The organism is Niallia sp. Sow4_A1 (assembly GCF_052116745.1).
GTDB lineage: Bacteria > Bacillota > Bacilli > Bacillales > Cytobacillaceae > Niallia > Niallia hominis.
In genome coordinates this window covers 21,272-38,741 of sequence record NZ_JBQKKM010000011.1, presented here as the reverse complement: position 1 = coordinate 38,741, position 17,470 = coordinate 21,272, and the positions used below count along the sequence as shown (strand labels likewise).

Below are 17,470 nucleotides of genomic sequence, written 5' to 3'. Positions count from 1 at the left end.
TGAAAATATAGTACTTCCGCTTTTTAGTTTCGTGGATATTAGAATTCTTTATCATTCGAATTTGTTGTTTTTTAGGCTGAAATCACACTCTTATAAGCAAGATTAAAAACAAAATGAAAAACTTATTCCTAAGATTCTAAACATAATGAAACCAATAATCGATTGCTCAAGTAATACCCTTTAACAAAAAATAGTAAAAATAGGGGCTAACCCTAAAATAGAGAAGTAGACCCCTAACTAAAACAGTTTATCAAAGAGATGTTATCCAAGCAACAGAAAACTACATTTCTTTACAATAATCATCATTTTTATAACTTTTTCACAATGTATGCGCTAATTCGTATATATTGGTTTTTATAAAATATATACGCTCCCTTACACCCTAATCTTTTATAAACTAAATCCTATTGAAAACTTCCTTCTTCATTGGAAAACTTTATCTAATTTGCATTTAATGCTTTACTATAATATAAACTTCCTCCCCAATTTTATGAGCAATCCCATCTAATATAGCTTCTAGATTAGTGGCAACATTCTCCATCTCAGTCGTATTTTCACAATAATACACACCGTTTCCTGGTGCGACTTTGCTTGGATTAGTTGTAATGGAGGCTAAAATGTATTTTTCTAAATTCATTCTATCTCTCCCTCTCTTTCTAAGCGTTTACTGGGCATCCGAATGGCATTTTCTAACGTTGGCACGGCTCCAATAATACTAATCGCCTTTTTTTCATTTTGTATTTGAGGTAGCACGAATACAGCCACCCTTCCATCCTCTAAATCCCGTTTAGCTAATGGTACTAATGCGGGTGTTCCAGAGTCTCGATAGACACCAAGAGCAGTAGTCACATCATATAGAATTGCCTGCCTCTGTCCTAAATTTGCAATGGTAGTTCTGGCATTAAAATTTTTAGGAGTCAAGATAAAGCCCATTCCATACTTTAAGACTTCCTTCTGCCGCTCTGGCAAACCAATATTCATAATATAAATGGTATCTACATATAGACCCGAATCATCAAACATTGGCTTTGCATATGAAATATCTACAATATCCTTTAATTGACCACCAGACATCAATTTTTTCGCTATGATTACAGAGATGATTGCTGCAAGAATACCTGTCCATATATTATAAATAATATAGCCAAAGGTGCTTAAAAGACCTGCAAACATTACCAAATAGTTCCTGCTTTCAAAAGCAATAGCAATTCCTTCAATATACGTTTTTCCTCTTGGAACCATTTCGAAACTATCCAACTCCGTAAGCGTATTTCGTTCCATATTTCTAACCTCTCGAAATTGAGAAGCTGCAACAGTTAAGAAAGTTACTGCTGTATAATCTTTGTTTAAGATTGCAGGAATGGCCACGGAACCCAGCCCTGCTGCTATGAAGCCTAGCGCGATATGAATAATTTTCCCATGCAAATAAGTAGGATATTGGCGATAATCTGTTCTTAGCATATACATTCTTAATATTGTCCCAACAATTACTCCAAGTAAAATTGGATAAGTAAAGTTACTCATATATTTTTTTGTCTCTCCTTTTCAAGCATAAATACATGCTGTTCCCATTTTACTAGTGTCATTCTTATATAAAATAGGGATAAGAATCCAACTACACCAGGCATTAAATAGTCAAAAAAGCTCAAAGAACCAATATAATATTCCATCTGATAATTTCTTAAAATGCTACTCAATAATATTTCTCCAGTGCTACTTCCAATTAGCAAAATAAGTATTTGACAGACTATATTTTTATGTAAAAGGATAACTAGGACAAACAATATACTTACTTTAAGCCAAGGTCCTGGAATAAATACCCAGATAGGATCAATGATTGCCATCAGTTCATATGTGGCATAAGCTAACATCGTAAAAAAGGACGCTATGATAATATAAATAGTCGTTTTCCATCGTAAACGACCAGTAGAATAAAACGAGATAATTAATATACTCAAAAGTAAAACAGAACTACTTATTTCATGCCACTCCCATTTAAAGGGGCTTAAAACAATTGCTATTAATACATAAATGGAATATTTAGTTCGCTTCGGATTATCTTTTTGTAAAAAAAACGTCGTAACAATCCAGATAAACCATGCACAAAATAAAAAGATTGATCCCTCCATTATACTCACTCTCCTAATTCCCATTATGTCTCGGCAGGATGTAATTTAAACGAAAAAGATACAAGTAAACAAAGGAAATATGTTGCTATGCAAAAGGAATTTTTTTCATCATGTAGTTTCGACTATTCTGTAGAATACTAAAAAGAAACTTCCATTAAGGAAGTGAACGGACCATGTCATGAATGGAATCAATTAATTATTTTGGGAGGTAAATTCTATGGCTAAGGATAGACAGGAAAAAAAATTAAAACAAAGTAACCGAGTAGAGTCTGACCGTGACCAAGCACTTCATTATAATGGTTCAACTCGATTACAAAGTCCTGAAGAAGGCAGATTATTAAACGATAATAAGTAGGCATTGCAAAAAGGGTGACCTAAAAAAATGGCCACCCTATTATATCTTCTTTCTATTTAACGAAACAAAGAAATTAGTTTTTCAACTTTTTCAATTGTTCTCCAATCATATCACCTAATTGGAAACCTTTTGATTCTTCAGGAAGCTCATACACTTCTTCCTCATCCACTTCTTTCTCTGTAAGTTCTTTAATACTTAGTGAAAGGCGTTGGTCTTCTTCGTTAACATCTAAAACTTTCACTTGAACTTCTTGACCTTCTTTTAGCACTTCATGTGGTGTTCCAATATGTTTATGGGCGATTTGTGAAATATGCACAAGTCCTTCTACCCCTGGGAACACTTCAACAAACGCGCCATATGAAACAATACGCTTAACTGTTCCATCTAGTACACTACCTTTTTCAGCACGATCTGCAATGTTCGCCCATGGTCCTGGCTGTGTTTCTTTAATAGATAAAGAGATACGGTCATTATTACGATCTACACTTAGTACCTTCACATTTACTTCCTGACCTTCTTGAACTACATCTGTTGGGCTAGAAATATGTTCATGGGACAATTGAGAAATATGAACTAATCCATCAATGCCTCCCAAGTCAACAAACGCACCAAAATCAGTAATTCTTTGTACAGTACCTGTTAGTGTTTGGCCAGCTTCAATCGAGTCAAGAAGATTTTGCTTTTGCTTACTTTTCTCTTCCTCTACTACAGCGCGATGGGATAGAATAAGGCGGCTTTTATCTTTTTCTAGTTCGACAATTTTAAAAGAAATTGTCTTACCTTTGTAATCAGAAAAGTCTTCTACATAATGAGCTTCTACTAAGGATGCAGGTACAAAGCCTCTTACACCAAGATCAACAACAAGTCCGCCTTTAACAACGTCTTTTACTTCTGCTTCGAAAACTTCACCTGAATTAAACTTCTCTTCAAGTTGATCCCACGCCTTTTTGGCATCGACTTTTCTTTTTGATAAAACAAGGGCATCCTCTTCCACTTTAATAACTTCTAATTCAAGCTTGTCTCCTTCTGACACAACATCACTTGCTTTTTCAATGTGCAAGCTTGATAATTCACTTATTGGAAGTATCCCATCAAGTTTACTATCACTGATTGCAACAATTACCTGTTTTTCTTCTACCTTCGTAATCTGACCATTTACTACGTCTCCAACAGAATAATTATTTACAACTACATCATTTAATTCCTCAGACATATGTACTCCTCCTTCGACTCTACCTGCATAAATATTTGTTTAAAAACATCCTGCAGCTTAAATAAATTTATCATGCATACGAATTTTAAGAATTCTTCTCTTTAAACTTCTTACAAACTTGTTTTTTTGTCAAGCAAGAAACACTAGACTAGTTTTTAAGATTAAGTGGATCTTCTATCTGTTAAAATTAATTGCTTATTTTTTCTCTTGTTAATTCCATGATTTTATCTACTACATTATAAATAGATAAAGAAGTTGTGTCGATTTCAATCGCATCATCCGCCTTCTTAAGGGGGGCAACTTCACGTTCTGAATCTAATTTATCCCTTGCAGCAATTTCCTGTTTTAATTGTTCTAAGTCAGATTCATATCCTTTTTCTATGTTCTCTTTATGTCTTCTAAAAGCTCTTTCATCAACAGACGCTAAAAGGAATACTTTCACCTCAGCAGTAGGAATCACATGGGTGCCGATATCTCTACCATCCATTACCACTCCACCATTTACTGCAAACATTTGCTGCCTTCTTACCATTTCTTCCCTTACAAGCTTATGCTTCGAAACGATAGAAACAGAGTTCGTTACTTCACTTGAACGAATTTCCTTTGTTACGTCTTTGCTATCTAAGAAAATTAATTGTCCTTGCTCACCTGGGAATAATTCAATCACAGTCTCATTTAACATATTTATTAAATTCTCTTCTTCTTCTAAATTCAATTTATGATTTATTGCCTTATAGGTTAATGCTCTATACATCGCACCTGTATCGATATAAATATATCCTAATTGTTCTGCGACAATCTTTGCAACCGTACTTTTCCCTGCAGCTGCGGGGCCATCAATTGCAATGCTAATTTTCTTTTCCATAAATCCTCCTGAACTACTGGCTCAAATATACCAATTATCTTATTAAAATTCTCCATAACCGTTGTTGGCTTCTAAAGAATATACAATCCTTCTTAAAAGCAGCATCTCATCATTAGGAGAGCTAGCCTTAATTTGGCTTAACTATCTTTTATTTTAACATATTTCTTTTCATTTTTTATCACTAATATCGGCTTATTTATGTAGCATTTTTGTATATAACAATTATAAGAAAAAAAGACAAATTTCTTCATTCATGTTTTATTTTCTTCCAAAAGTCTCAAGAAAGGATATAAAATTGGAATCCATAACTCCTTCATATTGGGTAATGGTTCTTATTTCCGGGATAATATCCCACATATGAAATATTTGACCAACTAAAAAAAAGACGATTTGAAGCAGGATTATCTTTATTATAATTCTTTCTACCGTTTTCATTCGAAGCACTCCTTTTACTAGCCACTACTACAATCGTAGAGAAGAAAGTAAAACTTCCTAGCGATCATCAATACGAATTCATCCTATAAAGTTAGTATCGGAGTTTTAGTATTCCTTTATTCAGATTTCAAGCCCTTTCTTTTTTAAGGATAATTGGCGGTCAAAACTAAATCTTAACATCGACTGACGATCCACTGGCTCAATATCTAAAAATTCAATAGACATTTTATTGCTATTTTCATTGTAATCAATGATTTTTTTAATCTCCGCATCTAGATGCAAATAATTATACTCTCCGTTCTGTAAGGGTAAGACTAATGAAACTTTTATCTTACTATTTTCCTCTAAGTATATTTTTTTAGGAACAATAACCGCAGCTCCCCCTGCACTAAAATCTAAAGATACCGTTGTGAATGGCTGAAAGGAGTTCTCTACTTCCATTGGATGAATAGCCATATCAATACTTGTTTCAATCCGTACGAATTGTCTTCGCTGAATTTTAATCATTTGATCTATGCTAGGTAATGAAAGAATTAACACCGGTACATTATTATCTTTTTTTCTTCCGATTACTTCTGAATGAAATAAATAAGCGATTCCTTCATTTGTAACAAAATTCACTCTTAATTGAGCACCATTCATTAGAAAAATCAGCTTATTTGTTTCAAGATGAATGGGATATTCAATATAAAGGGATTTTTCCTCCATTCCTAAAACACGGCTTTTATATTGATCAACTTTTTTTTCTCCATGAATCGGTTCAATAATTAATGTATCTCCAATTGAAATCACTTATCTCACACTTTCCTTTTTTTGGATTATATCTACCTTTATTATGTACTTTATTTTTATTTAATTGTAGCACTTCTATCCGTAAATAGTTCTTAGGACTCATAAATATACTCTATACACCGAACTATATACCTACTTTCATGTATCATTATTGCATGATTAAATTATATTTGGCAATACCACCTTATGGAGCGTCTTACTGGAGTTTAAGAATAAGAGAAAAAAACTGTCAACCTTCTCCTTTTTAGAGCCTGTTGACAGCTTTTTTATTTTTATTATACTACTTCTTCATAAACTGGTTCAGCATTCTTTAATTTTTCAACTTTTTCTTCTGTTCCATTATCGGCGTTAATATAAATCCGATAAGTATCTTCTCCTAATGTTCCAATAAATTCATAACATAACACTTCTTCATTAAGATCATTAAGGATTATTGCTAATCCATCATCCATAATATTAACCTGTTTGTTGATTTTCTTTAATGCATCTTGTTTAGATATCACCGGATCTTTTATTTCTCTTTCTGTATTTGCCATTAAATAATCCTCTGCTGCAAAGCCAATGATATTTCCATTATCTAATGCAACTTTCATTTTTATGCTATCTGGATATATTTTTACTCCATCGACTTCTGTTACAAAATTAAACACACCAATGTTTTCATACTGCATACTTTCAAATAAAGCTAAGTTTTTAAAGTTATGATCCTTTAAAAATTTCACAGCATTATTATTCGCTTCATTAAGGCTAATTTTATCTTTTTTTACATCTCGAGAAACAATCGACCATATTGGATATCCACCTTGTTTTGTTATATCCATATTGGCTTCTATATCTGTACCTTTTTCCTTTAATGTTACACTATAGAATCCATAATTTGAACCTTCTCCACTTTCAGTGACTTTCACATCTACAGGATTTTTAAATTCAGCAAATTCTTTTGCAATATTTTCTGCTTCTTTTTCAGAAATCTTCTTTCCTTTTAAATGTTTGAAGTTTTCGTCCTTTTTTTCCATATTAACATTTGTTACTCCAAAACTTGTTTCCTGATAACCTTCCACTTTATTTTCTACGGTTTTCAAACCATCAATAATGGTATTATCTAACTGCTTATCTGTGGCTAATGCCATTTCAACATCCATCCAGCGGAGATTATTTTCCAGAACTAGATGCTGAACATTTCGTAATTCATCTTGGATATCTGCTGCTTCTTTATACAATTCATCTAATTTCTTATATTCATCATCAGATAATGGTTCTGAATTTAAATCTCTTACAGCAGTACGGTAACTAAAGTCACCAATGTTTGCTAGGAATTCTTCTGTTTTATTAAATGGTAGCAATGTTAATGGCAACTGTCCCACATCTGAATGTGCTTCAGATGTAATTCTCCATACTTCTGCCAATGCAGGAGAAAGAGATTCTTGTGAATTCATTGCTAATGTTGTACCAATTTGGTCATGAAGTAAATCTACTTGATACGTTAAATCATGGAAAGCCCTTTGATAGTTATTCTCTGCATTTAATAATACTGCATTTTTCTCTTTGTGTTCTTGATAGCCCCAGTAGGCTACTCCTGCTATCCCAAGTGTTAATACTCCTATTAATATTCCTCTTAACATTCATCTCACCCCACTATTTACAAAATATGTGCTTACCTATTTGTTTAATTTGTGGTCGACCCCAAATCCATGCACTAGTTGCTGTATCCGGATTAAAATAATACAAAGCATGACCCGTTGGATCCCATCCATTTATCGCATCTAATACTGCTTCTTTTGCTCTTTCATTAGGAGTTAGCCATATTTGTCCGTCAGCAACCGCTGTAAACGCACGTGGTTCAAAAATGACACCAGAAACGGTATTAGGAAATGTAGCACTATTAACTCTGTTTAGAATTACTGCTGCAACAGCTACTTGGCCGACATATGGCTCACCTCTTGCTTCACCATATACTGCATTAGCCATTAATTGAATATCATTTTGTGAAAATCCACTTGGTACGTTTGCTGCAGTTGGTTCTTTCCCTGTAGTATTTTCGCCACCATTTGTATTAGCTGTATTTTGTGGTGCTGGAGTGTTATTATTCTCTGTTGCAGTACCTCCCTCACCAGCACTTGTCCCCGTACCATTCTGGTTTCCAGAAGTATTATTTTTCGGGGTTGCTTGGCCACCATTACTTGCTTTCTTCTGTGTATCACTTTGCTTCTTAGCTGTATTATTACTTGGCTTTTTCTCCGTTTTAGTATTAGGTTTTTTTGTTTGCTTTTGCGTTGTCTCTTTCTTAGCAGACGGAGTCTTTTGCTTTTCTAAATCAACTCCACCATAATGGGAGAACTTTTTTCCACGGTTAATTTGTTCTTTTACAAACTGTTCATTATATTTGGTTGCACGAAGTAGCTTATCTTTCGTCTTAGTGCCAGCTAAACCATCAATTGGCAATCCGAATTCATACTGAAAGTTTCTTAATGCCCAATATGTTTGCCAACCAAAAACACCATCAATCTTTCCATTATAATAGCCTACGTATTGCAGTCTAGCCTGTAATTCAATAACATCATCCCCTACAGCACCATGCTGTATAACTTGTTCAGAAAATGCATGCACTTTTTGATCATGAAAAGGGAATGCTAGTAGTTCTAACAAAACAAAAAGGATGACCGATATTTTTGTGAGTAAAAACTTTTTATTCATGCTTATTACCCCCATAACTAAATACTATTAACATTAACAGTATTTTTTGTAGCAAATGGTTTTTTATACAAAAAAAGTAGAGTGAAGTTATTCACTCTACTTTGTTGCCTTTTTATATTGCCACTCATCCCTATTCCATAGAGGTTTATGAAACCATTTTTCGCATAATGGTAAATTTTCCCCTCTATTCCTTTATACATTCATGTTCCTGTCATTTTTTGTATAGGTTCATTACTTAACTCTCGAGCACTCTTTACCTTTCGAAGTCCTAGCCACCATAAATAGAGCATAAATGGGGTAATAAAAATCAGCCAAATTTTCTCCCAGGATAATATATAATCATAAACACCATGAAGGATGAAAGGAACAAGTAAAGAATATACCAACCATTTCCCTCTTGGCACAATGAATTTTCCTTTACCAAAATAATAGCCCATAATGACTCCAAATAGTGCATGACTGGAAACAGGGAGCAATGCTCTTCCAATAGCATATTCTAGTCCGTTTGCCACTAGATAAAGAATATTTTCCATGGTCGCAAATCCTAATGAAACGGCAACTCCATACACGATTCCATCATAAGGTTCATCAAAATCAGCATGCTTAACTGCTGTATAAAAAAGAATAAACCATTTAAAAAATTCTTCTAATAGGCTGGTGGTAAACAGTGCACTCCAAATACCTTCTGGAATAACATTCTCTGTTTGTAACACATATTGTATAAACATGATTGGAAAAACAAGTAGTGCGCCTGAAATAAAAGACCGCAAGACGAGTGATATTGGTTCTGAACCATATTGATCTTTTAAATAAAAATAGCTTAATAATGCTAATCCAGGCGCTATTCCGGCTGAAAAAATCGCCAACATGTCAATTCCCCTTTTCCTCTGTTTAAGGAGTATTCGGACCTATCTATTTTTTTCTAGGATCGCTTTGGCAATTTGCTCACCGTGAAATCTTCCATTTTCGATAAAGATTTCATTTGCATCATTTCCTGCCGCAATTACCCCAGCAATAAATATTCCATTCCTATTCGTTTCCATCGTTTCTGGGTCAAATATAGGTCTCCCTGTTTCTTTCTCGATTTCTACACCCATTTTTTTTAAAAATTCATGATCAGGATGATATCCAGTCATCGCAAACACAAAATCATTTTTTATTTCATGAATTTGGTCATTCACTTCATAAAGAAGTGTCGTTTCTTTAATTTCTACGACATTTGCTTCAAATTCCATTTTGATAATCCCTTTTCTCACTAACGATTCAAATTCGGGCAAAATCCATGGCTTGATACTGGAAGAATATTCACTGCCTCTGTATAAAACTGTTACTCTTGCGCCAGCTTTCACCAATTCAATTGCTGCATCTACGCTTGAGTTTTTCCCGCCTATGACCGTTACATCATGATTGAAATAAGGGTGTGCCTCTTTAAAATAATGCATTACCTTTTCTAACTCTTCTCCTGGAACATTCATATAATTTGGATGATCATAATATCCAGTTGCAACGATAATATAGGGAGCAATATATGTTGCTTTTTCCGTTTTTACAATAAATGATTGCTCTTCTGTTTTATTAACTTCCAGAACTTCTTCGAATGCATTAATGCGAAGCTCTTTTCTTTTTGCTACTTCTCGATAATATACTAACGCCTGATTTCTATTAGGCTTATATTGTTCTGTTATAAAAGCTACTTCACCTATTTCCAGCTTCTCACTTGTACTGAAAAATGTCTGATGAGTAGGATAACCATGGATGGCATTTACAATATTTCCTTTTTCAATAATTAGTGGATTTATATTTATTTTCTTTAAAGCGATTGCTGCTGCCAGACCGCATGGACCAGCACCAATGATAATAGCCTCTTCTCTTTTCAAATCGTTCACTCCTAACATTTTACCATAAGGGTAAACTTCCTTAAGAAATCCTTTTCTATTAATGAATATGGAATCGCTATGTGGAAGAAATTTACCCTAAAAAGTGCCAAAATAAAAAATCTCCTACCTATAAGGATAGGAGATTTTTGTAAATTGAGCAATAGATTTAGCCAATTTTATATCCAACCGCGGAATCTAGATGCTTCCGCCATTTTTCTAACCCCCACCATATATGCTGCCAATCTCATATCTACACGACGCATTTCGGCAGTATCATAGATGTTTTTAAAGGATTTGCTCATTACTTTTTCTAATCTTTCTTCTACTTCTTCTTCTGTCCAGTAGTACCCTTGATTATTTTGAACCCATTCAAAATAAGAGACAGTAACTCCTCCAGCTGAAGCTAATACATCAGGAACCAATAATATTCCTCTTTCCGTTAAAATACGGGTAGCTTCCAATGTTGTAGGTCCATTTGCCGCTTCCACCACAATACTAGCTTTTATATTATGAGCATTTTGTTCTGTAATCTGGTTTTCAATCGCTGCAGGAACTAAAATATCACAATCTAATTCCAGTAAATCTTTATTTGAAATTGTATTATTAAATAAATTAGTAACAGTCCCAAAACTATCTCTTCTATCTAATAAATAGTCAATATCCAAACCTTCTGGATCATGCAATGCTCCATATGCATCTGAAATACCAATTACTTTTGCACCAGCATCATGCATAAACTTAGCCAAAAAGCTGCCCGCATTTCCAAATCCTTGTACAACAACTCGTGCACCTTCAATAGATATGCCTCTTCTTTTTGCGGCCTCCCGAATACAAATGGTAACACCTTTAGCAGTAGCAGTCTCTCGTCCTTGTGATCCACCTAATACAAGTGGTTTCCCTGTAATAAATCCAGGTGAATTAAATTCATCAATTCGGCTATACTCGTCCATCATCCATGCCATAATCTGTGAATTAGTAAAAACATCTGGAGCAGGAATATCTTTCGTCGGACCAACAATTTGACTAATTGCACGTACATAACCTCTGCTTAATCGTTCCAATTCCCTAAATGACATATCACGAGGATCACAGACAATTCCACCTTTCCCACCACCGTAAGGAAGGTCCACAATTCCACATTTTAAACTCATCCAAATGGAGAGTGCTTTCACTTCTGTTTCTGTAACATTCGGATGAAAACGAATACCACCCTTTGTAGGTCCAACTGCGTCATTATGCTGAGCGCGGTAGCCTGTGAAGATTTTTACAGTTCCATCATCCATTCTCACAGGAATTTTAACTGTCATCATTCGAATCGGCTCTTTTAATAATTCATACACTTCATCTGAGTAACCAAGCTTGTTTAAAGCTTTATGAATTATTGTTTGTGTTGATTTCAAAACATCGTGTTGCTCTTCTACATGATTCTTCTCGTTAGATTTGTTGGCTACCATTAATAAATCCTCCTAAAAAACTACCAGTTTATAAACTGTAGTTCTTCTTTATAAGAATAATTATTTAGCTTCTTTTATAGAATCGAAAACATAAATGATTTTATTATTTCTTGTTTATTTGCTAATTCAAAGCATAGTATACTCTTTTACCTGCAAGATGCAAGAAAATTCGTCAGAAAACTTGATACAGAATCAACTAACACATAAGCTATCTGATTTTGCCAGCTTCAGGCATATTCTCCATCAATAAATCCATTTTTTACTGTGGATAACTGTTTTTTATTTCATATTCTACTACTATCAGTATATTCAATTAAACGATTCTTTGTCCTACCCCACCCTCATTTAATTATCATTAATTCATTTGTCTATAAACTAATTTCTTTACTCGATAAAATTACTTGAGGCCAAACAAAAATGATGGGAAGGATATCCCCATTTCATTTTAACACTTTCAACAGGTTTTACCAATCATCAACTTGTAAATTTTTATGTAGAATATTTTCTAAAATCACAAAAAAAGATAGATGATTTTATTTGCTTTTAAAGCAACTTTATTCTAAAAAACATAAGAATAAAAAGGAAAATCATTCTATCTCATTTATATGTAAAGGAATTTTCGTATATGTTGGTTGCTATTAGCCACAGCCTGAATACACATATCTTCAAACGAGTGTCACCTGTCTAACCGCCCATCCTCGTATGATTCTACGTATACAGGCTGCTTTAGTATTTCTAACAAATTAGAAATACTGTACTAGCGTCTCAATAGCATTATCGCTTATTATCGTATTTCCATATTCTTCAATAATGTATATACTCTTTAAACTACTTTCCCCATACTCACTTAGAATAGCAATCATTTGTTCTTCTTTGTACGAAGAAATATCTGTAAAGCATAAATAATATATTTCATTTAGATTATATAATGAACCGCCAGTAAAATTATTTTGCACTAATTGTTTCCCTGCGTCAATAACATCCTCTATATCTATGAATTCATATAATATATCCACTGTTTCTTCTACAGTTACTTGCATCTCTAAAAAACCTTCTGATAAGATTTCTTCTGTATCCAATTCATTTTCTGTTATGGTTAAAATCATTACCATACCTTGAGCTTTCATTGAAAATATTTCAACAGCTACTGATCCATGTATCTCCATATCAAATAAATCATTTGCTTCTTCAAGCATTTCATGAAAAAAATACTGCCACTTTATCGAGTCTTTCCATATATCTTCCTTGGTCAATCCACGTTCATACAGATCATCGGTGGTCAGATGGATTTTAATTCTATTACTATTTAATCTCTCCAAACGCATGACTACGCCTCCTGCTCCTTGAAAAAACTCTTAATGCAGTTTATGAAAAGAAGGAGTAATCGGTGAGTAATATTATTAAGTGAGATTATTTAAAATGAAAAAGCCAACTATTCAAACTGTTGGCTTAAAAAATTATATTTCTTCCTCATTCTGTTTGTGTTGAATTCTAATAATATGTGTTTCTGGCTTTGCCCCTAATCTTAAAGGAATACTTGTTGTGCCGTATCCATTACTAACAAACAAAGTAGTCTTTCCGATTAGCTTTGTTCCACCTAATTCATATGGTCCAAAACCAAATATCCGAATTTGGCCACCATGAGTGTGACCACTTAATACTAAAGAAATTTGATTTTCTTCATCTAATTCTTCGATTATTTTTGGATTATGACTAATTAATATTTTAAAGCTATTGTTCTCTACCTGTTGAAGTGCCGTTTCTAAATCATCATACTCTAACGAATAATCTTCTATTCCAATTAAAGACCAGCCTTCTCCATTTGATGACATAAAAGATACTGCTTTATTATCCAACAAAACGATGTCTTCTTCATTCAACAAACTCTCTAATGCATCCCGATCTATTTCATAATCATTATTTCCCCAGACAAAATAAACGGGTCCAATTTGTTTCAGCTTGCGTAAATTTTCCCTTGTTTGCTCCAAGTTTACCCCCTTTTCTAAAAGGTCTCCACCTATTATTACCAGCTCTGCTACATCAATCACCTCATTGATTATAGTATCGTCAATGGTTCTTCGGTGTATATCCGAAATAAAAAATAGCGTTATTTCATGGATCGATGAAGGAAAGTTAGGAAAGTAGAATAGCTCATATTTCACATTATTCTCATTCGCGATATTTTTCATATAGATAAGGAATGCAATACAAAAAATTACAAGCAAAATAAAGCCGCCCAATAAAAATACCATAAAAACCTCCCCGTATTACCCTTTATGCTGATTCCTTTATTTTAATACAATTTCAGCTTGTTTTACTAATTTTAAGAATACCATTTCCTTTTATTTCGATTAGCTAAATGGAAACAAAATATTCCTATTTTTTAGATTTCACTTGTAAAAAAAGCAAGAAGGAAAAGTTGAGCTTCTATAAAAGAAAGCATGTAAATTAATTTCTAGACATAAGATGTAAAGTATACCAATTATAAAGGAGGGAAATTATTATGCCTTCATTTTACAGAGAATATCATCCTTTTATCAGTCAGTTTGATCCCTGTCCACCGATAAAAACAAAAGTGTACTCAACGCCGCCCAATTTATTTCTTGGTTTTCAGCCACCACACCTTCCTCAGTTTAGTCCAATGGAAGCTTTAAAAGCAGGCACTCTATGGAAAGCTCTTTACGACCCTTACTACAGTCCATATGAGAAAAAAATAAGGGAGTGAAAAAATTATGAAGCAGCTTCCACCTGAATATTATCAATTATTAGAACAGCTCCAAGCCGTCGACTTTGTACTAGTCGAACTAACCCTATACTTAGATACCCATCATCACGATCAAGATGCTATTAATCAATTTAACCATTATGTAAAAGAACGAGAAAAATTCAAAAAGTTATATGAAAGCAAATATGGACCTTTATTGCAATTTGGAAATAGCCCATCTGGTTCACCATGGGATTGGGATTCACCCCCTTGGCCTTGGCAAGTGTAAACATACTTCAAATATTTAATTTTGCGATAAAGGAGAAAAGAATATTATGTGGTTATATGAGAAAAAGTTACAATACCCCGTTAAAGTGAGTACCTGCAATCCAATGCTTGCAAAATTTTTAATTGAACAATATGGAGGTGCAGATGGTGAACTTGCAGCTGCATTAAGATACTTAAATCAGAGATATTCCATCCCTGATCGTGTTATTGGATTATTAACAGACATAGGAACAGAAGAATTTGCTCATTTAGAAATGATTGCTACGATGATATATAAATTAACGAAAGATGCTACTCCAGATCAACTGAAGGCTGCAGGTCTTGGTGATCACTATGTTAATCATGACCACGCCTTATTTTACCATGATGCTGCAGGCAATCCTTGGACAGCAACCTATATACAGGCAAAGGGAGATCCAATTGCTGATCTATATGAAGATATAGCTGCAGAGGAAAAGGCTAGGGCCACATACCAATGGATCATCAATATGAGTGATGACCCAGATTTAAATGATAGCCTCCGTTTTCTTAGACAAAGAGAAATCGTACATTCCCAGCGTTTTAGAGAGGCAGTAGAAATTATTAAAGATGATCGGCAGCAGAAAAAGATTTTTTAAGGTTATTTTCTGTTTATATTCAAAAAGATACCTCCCTCGTAGGTATCTTTTGTTCTTTATAGCCCTCTTCATATCTTACACCTTTTTACTTTGCTTGATGAAATAAATTTATGTCGTAGAAATCTTTTAATTTATTATACATTTCATGTCGTCTGTTCCACGTTTCACTATTCCCAAATAAATCTTTACTTTTATCAATAAACTCGCAACGCAAGTCATGGAACTCTTTTTCTGCTTTATCCCTCTTTTGTCTCAATACATTCATATATCCAAATACTCCGATTATAAACAGAAGAATATAAAGATTAATGCTTTCTTCCACATACACGGAAAACATAACAGCAAATGAATGGGAATAGGGTATAGCAATTTGCTTATAAAGCCAAAGAAAATAACAAAAGGTCGTAAAGATAGTACACCACATAATGAGTATGTGACGTCTTTTTAACAGATCAAATTTTTTCTTTTTCTCGATTATTTTTAGGATAACTTTTTTAGTTGTTCCATCTAACACATAGTCTTCAGGGAAGATTGGACTTTCCAAAGTCGCTCCCTCCTTTAAATAGCACAATTTTAAAGTATCTGTTCTTCACATAGACCTCATGTGTAAGCAACATAACTTATCAATCGCTTTATAAATATATATGTAGTTAGTGGACAAGTTAGAATTAATTAATTATTGTTCAAGTACAATTTTTAACGTTTGTCCTAACTGAACTTGGTCATTTGTCATATTATTAGCGGATTTTATTTTTTCGATTCCATCCCCATTAGGGAAATATTTTAAAGCGATTCGATATAAATTTTCTCCTTTTTCGACAGTATGATATACTATCTTCTCATTTGCATTTGCTTGCTCCATGACCTCTTCCGTTTCTTCATTTTTTGGCGGATTCTCACTTGTTTGTTCCGATTCAGTCGTTTCCTTTGTTGCTTTATCCTCTTCTTCTACCGTTTTTTCTTTTGAATTATCTGTAGGTACATCTTCCTCTTCTTCTGTTTCGGTTGTATTACTATCTATCACTAATTCTTCTTGTTCTCCTTCTTCCGTTTTGTCCTGATTTGATTTATTATTGGATGGATTTTCTTTTTGTATATTTACATTTTCAAATAAACTAGAAGTATTTTCTGTTGATAAAAGATTAGAAAAATCTTTTCCATTTAATAAACTATTTATTAATAATAAGACAACTGGCAAGAGCACAAATATAAATGCTAATAAACTAATTATTGGAACTTTAAATTTTTTCTTTTTATTTTTATGAACAGCGCTTCTTGAAGGCAATGACGATTCTTCCGCTCGTTCCTCGGATTTTTCCTCTTCCTTTGTCACCTTTACTAAACGTTGTTTCTGTAATTCAGCTTGAACCCTATATGGATCTTCTTTTTTCATTTACATCCCATCCTAACAGTTCCCCAATAAGTGAGCTTTTCCTCCACCGAACATTCACTTTGATACGCAAATTTCCTTTTGAAACAAATTAAACCGAATAATACAGCCGAGCAGGAAATCAATAAGAAAATGCATAATCACTGTAACCCAAAGATTTTCTGTCACTTCATATAAGACTCCAATAACAATACTTACTAATACAACATTAGCAAATAAAAAAGGATTGAATAAATACCGATAATGCATAATAGCAAAAAGAAGACAACTTAGAACTAGCCCTAAATTAGACTGGATGACACCACGAAAAAGTAATTCTTCACTAAATGCTACTACTAATGCTATGAACGCAATATGAAAAGGATGTCTATCTTGAAAAATTCGTTTGTTCACACCACTATCATCATGATAATGAGTAGTAAACCGATTCATCAACCAAATATCCAATATTACAACCACAAGTGCCGCAATGATTCCAATTATAAAATCTGTCCATTCATACTTAAATAACTCGGTAATTGGAGGATTCCATCTAAATATAATCATATGTAGAAAGAAAGCTATAATTAATAGGATAACTTGGGTCATATATACATTTTTCAATAGATCACGATCTGTCAATTGGTTAATTAACTCCATATATTTTGCTTTATTCAT

Annotated in this window: 21 protein-coding genes; 4 read left to right on the top strand and 17 right to left on the bottom strand. The window is 33.5% G+C overall.

The window, feature by feature from the left end:
- Positions 1 to 451: 451 nt before the first annotated feature.
- Genes ACTQ5K_RS08315 through ACTQ5K_RS08305 form a run of 3 tightly spaced genes read right to left on the bottom strand, consistent with a single transcriptional unit; the run spans position 452 to position 2,129 of the window.
- Entirely contained in the window at positions 452 to 637 is a 186-nt protein-coding gene (locus ACTQ5K_RS08315; RefSeq protein ID WP_031538296.1) for a capping complex subunit for YIEGIA, read from the bottom strand.
- Positions 634 to 1,524 (bottom strand): YIEGIA family protein, encoded by an 891-nt coding sequence (locus ACTQ5K_RS08310; RefSeq protein ID WP_031538295.1) that lies wholly within the window; start codon positions 1,522 to 1,524, stop codon positions 634 to 636. Before ACTQ5K_RS08310 ends, ACTQ5K_RS08315 begins: the two co-directional genes overlap by 4 nt.
- Positions 1,521 to 2,129: a YphA family membrane protein gene (locus ACTQ5K_RS08305; RefSeq protein ID WP_031538294.1), complete on the bottom strand. Its 609-nt coding sequence runs from the start codon at positions 2,127 to 2,129 to the stop codon at positions 1,521 to 1,523. Before ACTQ5K_RS08305 ends, ACTQ5K_RS08310 begins: the two co-directional genes overlap by 4 nt.
- Before the next feature lie 217 nt (positions 2,130 to 2,346).
- Between ACTQ5K_RS08305 and ACTQ5K_RS08300 the strand changes: the two genes are divergently transcribed.
- Complete coding sequence (locus ACTQ5K_RS08300; RefSeq protein WP_065429089.1) at positions 2,347 to 2,484, top strand: YpzI family protein; 138 nt, start codon at positions 2,347 to 2,349, stop codon at positions 2,482 to 2,484.
- 73 nt (positions 2,485 to 2,557) lie between these two features.
- Here the strand turns inward: ACTQ5K_RS08300 and rpsA are convergent, their stop codons facing one another.
- From rpsA to ACTQ5K_RS08245, 11 genes are all read right to left on the bottom strand, one after another.
- Positions 2,558 to 3,697, bottom strand: a complete 1,140-nt coding sequence (gene rpsA, locus ACTQ5K_RS08295) for a 30S ribosomal protein S1 (RefSeq protein WP_031538293.1) — start codon at positions 3,695 to 3,697, stop codon at positions 2,558 to 2,560.
- A 187-nt stretch (positions 3,698 to 3,884) separates the two neighbouring features.
- Positions 3,885 to 4,562: a (d)CMP kinase gene (gene cmk, locus ACTQ5K_RS08290; protein WP_031538292.1), complete on the bottom strand. Its 678-nt coding sequence runs from the start codon at positions 4,560 to 4,562 to the stop codon at positions 3,885 to 3,887.
- A 258-nt stretch (positions 4,563 to 4,820) separates the two neighbouring features.
- Positions 4,821 to 4,997, bottom strand: a complete 177-nt coding sequence (locus tag ACTQ5K_RS08285) for a DUF5359 family protein (RefSeq protein ID WP_031538291.1) — start codon at positions 4,995 to 4,997, stop codon at positions 4,821 to 4,823.
- A 120-nt stretch (positions 4,998 to 5,117) separates the two neighbouring features.
- Positions 5,118 to 5,789 (bottom strand): flagellar brake protein, encoded by a 672-nt coding sequence (locus ACTQ5K_RS08280; RefSeq protein ID WP_031538290.1) that lies wholly within the window; start codon positions 5,787 to 5,789, stop codon positions 5,118 to 5,120.
- Between the two features lie 275 nt (positions 5,790 to 6,064).
- Positions 6,065 to 7,411, bottom strand: coding sequence for a germination protein YpeB (ypeB, locus tag ACTQ5K_RS08275; RefSeq protein ID WP_031538289.1), 1,347 nt, complete (start codon positions 7,409 to 7,411; stop codon positions 6,065 to 6,067).
- Positions 7,412 to 7,424: 13 nt separating this feature from the next.
- On the bottom strand, positions 7,425 to 8,483 hold the full coding sequence (gene sleB, locus ACTQ5K_RS08270; RefSeq protein WP_251628005.1) for a spore cortex-lytic enzyme: 1,059 nt from the start codon (positions 8,481 to 8,483) through the stop codon (positions 7,425 to 7,427).
- Between the two features lie 200 nt (positions 8,484 to 8,683).
- The gene (prsW, locus tag ACTQ5K_RS08265) at positions 8,684 to 9,352 is read right to left on the bottom strand and encodes a glutamic-type intramembrane protease PrsW (protein ID WP_235249986.1); all 669 of its coding nucleotides are present in this window, start codon (positions 9,350 to 9,352) and stop codon (positions 8,684 to 8,686) included.
- A gap of 39 nt (positions 9,353 to 9,391) precedes the next feature.
- Positions 9,392 to 10,360 carry a YpdA family putative bacillithiol disulfide reductase gene (locus ACTQ5K_RS08260; protein WP_031538285.1) on the bottom strand — a complete coding sequence of 323 codons (969 nt, stop codon included), beginning with the start codon at positions 10,358 to 10,360 and terminating at the stop codon, positions 9,392 to 9,394.
- 176 nt (positions 10,361 to 10,536) lie between these two features.
- Positions 10,537 to 11,814 (bottom strand): Glu/Leu/Phe/Val family dehydrogenase, encoded by a 1,278-nt coding sequence (locus ACTQ5K_RS08255; RefSeq protein ID WP_235249946.1) that lies wholly within the window; start codon positions 11,812 to 11,814, stop codon positions 10,537 to 10,539.
- A gap of 743 nt (positions 11,815 to 12,557) precedes the next feature.
- Positions 12,558 to 13,139 (bottom strand): adaptor protein MecA, encoded by a 582-nt coding sequence (locus ACTQ5K_RS08250; protein WP_031538283.1) that lies wholly within the window; start codon positions 13,137 to 13,139, stop codon positions 12,558 to 12,560.
- A gap of 132 nt (positions 13,140 to 13,271) precedes the next feature.
- On the bottom strand, positions 13,272 to 14,066 hold the full coding sequence (locus ACTQ5K_RS08245; RefSeq protein WP_235249944.1) for a metallophosphoesterase: 795 nt from the start codon (positions 14,064 to 14,066) through the stop codon (positions 13,272 to 13,274).
- A 251-nt stretch (positions 14,067 to 14,317) separates the two neighbouring features.
- Between ACTQ5K_RS08245 and ACTQ5K_RS08240 the strand changes: the two genes are divergently transcribed.
- From ACTQ5K_RS08240 to ACTQ5K_RS08230, 3 genes are read left to right on the top strand one after another with little or no spacing between them, the layout of a single operon-like run.
- Positions 14,318 to 14,539, top strand: a complete 222-nt coding sequence (locus ACTQ5K_RS08240; protein ID WP_031537380.1) for a spore coat associated protein CotJA — start codon at positions 14,318 to 14,320, stop codon at positions 14,537 to 14,539.
- A gap of 7 nt (positions 14,540 to 14,546) precedes the next feature.
- Complete coding sequence (locus ACTQ5K_RS08235; protein ID WP_235249931.1) at positions 14,547 to 14,807, top strand: spore coat protein CotJB; 261 nt, start codon at positions 14,547 to 14,549, stop codon at positions 14,805 to 14,807.
- 46 nt (positions 14,808 to 14,853) lie between these two features.
- Positions 14,854 to 15,423, top strand: coding sequence for a manganese catalase family protein (locus tag ACTQ5K_RS08230; RefSeq protein ID WP_031537377.1), 570 nt, complete (start codon positions 14,854 to 14,856; stop codon positions 15,421 to 15,423).
- 85 nt (positions 15,424 to 15,508) lie between these two features.
- Here the strand turns inward: ACTQ5K_RS08230 and ACTQ5K_RS08225 are convergent, their stop codons facing one another.
- The 3 genes from ACTQ5K_RS08225 to ACTQ5K_RS08215 form a co-directional block, all read right to left on the bottom strand.
- Positions 15,509 to 15,967, bottom strand: coding sequence for a DUF2663 family protein (locus tag ACTQ5K_RS08225; protein WP_031537375.1), 459 nt, complete (start codon positions 15,965 to 15,967; stop codon positions 15,509 to 15,511).
- Positions 15,968 to 16,099: 132 nt separating this feature from the next.
- A complete protein-coding gene (locus ACTQ5K_RS08220) occupies positions 16,100 to 16,816 on the bottom strand; it encodes a LysM peptidoglycan-binding domain-containing protein (protein ID WP_251628007.1) in 717 nt (238 codons plus the stop codon).
- 54 nt (positions 16,817 to 16,870) lie between these two features.
- The gene (locus tag ACTQ5K_RS08215) at positions 16,871 to 17,470 is read right to left on the bottom strand and encodes a CPBP family intramembrane glutamic endopeptidase (protein WP_251628009.1); all 600 of its coding nucleotides are present in this window, start codon (positions 17,468 to 17,470) and stop codon (positions 16,871 to 16,873) included.

Excerpts from the sequence above, each read along its gene's own strand:
- ACTQ5K_RS08315 (WP_031538296.1), bottom strand. The coding sequence starts at position 637 with ATGAATTTAGAAAAATACATTTTAGCCTCCATTACAACTAATCCAAGC.
- ACTQ5K_RS08310 (WP_031538295.1), bottom strand. The coding sequence starts at position 1,524 with ATGAGTAACTTTACTTATCCAATTTTACTTGGAGTAATTGTTGGGACA.
- ACTQ5K_RS08305 (WP_031538294.1), bottom strand. The coding sequence starts at position 2,129 with ATGGAGGGATCAATCTTTTTATTTTGTGCATGGTTTATCTGGATTGTT.
- ACTQ5K_RS08300 (WP_065429089.1), top strand. The coding sequence starts at position 2,347 with ATGGCTAAGGATAGACAGGAAAAAAAATTAAAACAAAGTAACCGAGTA.
- rpsA (WP_031538293.1), bottom strand. The coding sequence starts at position 3,697 with ATGTCTGAGGAATTAAATGATGTAGTTGTAAATAATTATTCTGTTGGA.
- cmk (WP_031538292.1), bottom strand. The coding sequence starts at position 4,562 with ATGGAAAAGAAAATTAGCATTGCAATTGATGGCCCCGCAGCTGCAGGG.
- ACTQ5K_RS08285 (WP_031538291.1), bottom strand. The coding sequence starts at position 4,997 with ATGAAAACGGTAGAAAGAATTATAATAAAGATAATCCTGCTTCAAATC.
- ypeB (WP_031538289.1), bottom strand. The coding sequence starts at position 7,411 with ATGTTAAGAGGAATATTAATAGGAGTATTAACACTTGGGATAGCAGGA.
- sleB (WP_251628005.1), bottom strand. The coding sequence starts at position 8,483 with ATGAATAAAAAGTTTTTACTCACAAAAATATCGGTCATCCTTTTTGTT.
- prsW (WP_235249986.1), bottom strand. The coding sequence starts at position 9,352 with ATGTTGGCGATTTTTTCAGCCGGAATAGCGCCTGGATTAGCATTATTA.
- ACTQ5K_RS08255 (WP_235249946.1), bottom strand. The coding sequence starts at position 11,814 with ATGGTAGCCAACAAATCTAACGAGAAGAATCATGTAGAAGAGCAACAC.
- ACTQ5K_RS08250 (WP_031538283.1), bottom strand. The coding sequence starts at position 13,139 with ATGCGTTTGGAGAGATTAAATAGTAATAGAATTAAAATCCATCTGACC.
- ACTQ5K_RS08245 (WP_235249944.1), bottom strand. The coding sequence starts at position 14,066 with ATGGTATTTTTATTGGGCGGCTTTATTTTGCTTGTAATTTTTTGTATT.
- ACTQ5K_RS08240 (WP_031537380.1), top strand. The coding sequence starts at position 14,318 with ATGCCTTCATTTTACAGAGAATATCATCCTTTTATCAGTCAGTTTGAT.
- ACTQ5K_RS08235 (WP_235249931.1), top strand. The coding sequence starts at position 14,547 with ATGAAGCAGCTTCCACCTGAATATTATCAATTATTAGAACAGCTCCAA.
- ACTQ5K_RS08230 (WP_031537377.1), top strand. The coding sequence starts at position 14,854 with ATGTGGTTATATGAGAAAAAGTTACAATACCCCGTTAAAGTGAGTACC.
- ACTQ5K_RS08220 (WP_251628007.1), bottom strand. The coding sequence starts at position 16,816 with ATGAAAAAAGAAGATCCATATAGGGTTCAAGCTGAATTACAGAAACAA.
- ACTQ5K_RS08215 (WP_251628009.1), bottom strand. The coding sequence starts at position 17,470 with ATGAATAAAGCAAAATATATGGAGTTAATTAACCAATTGACAGATCGT.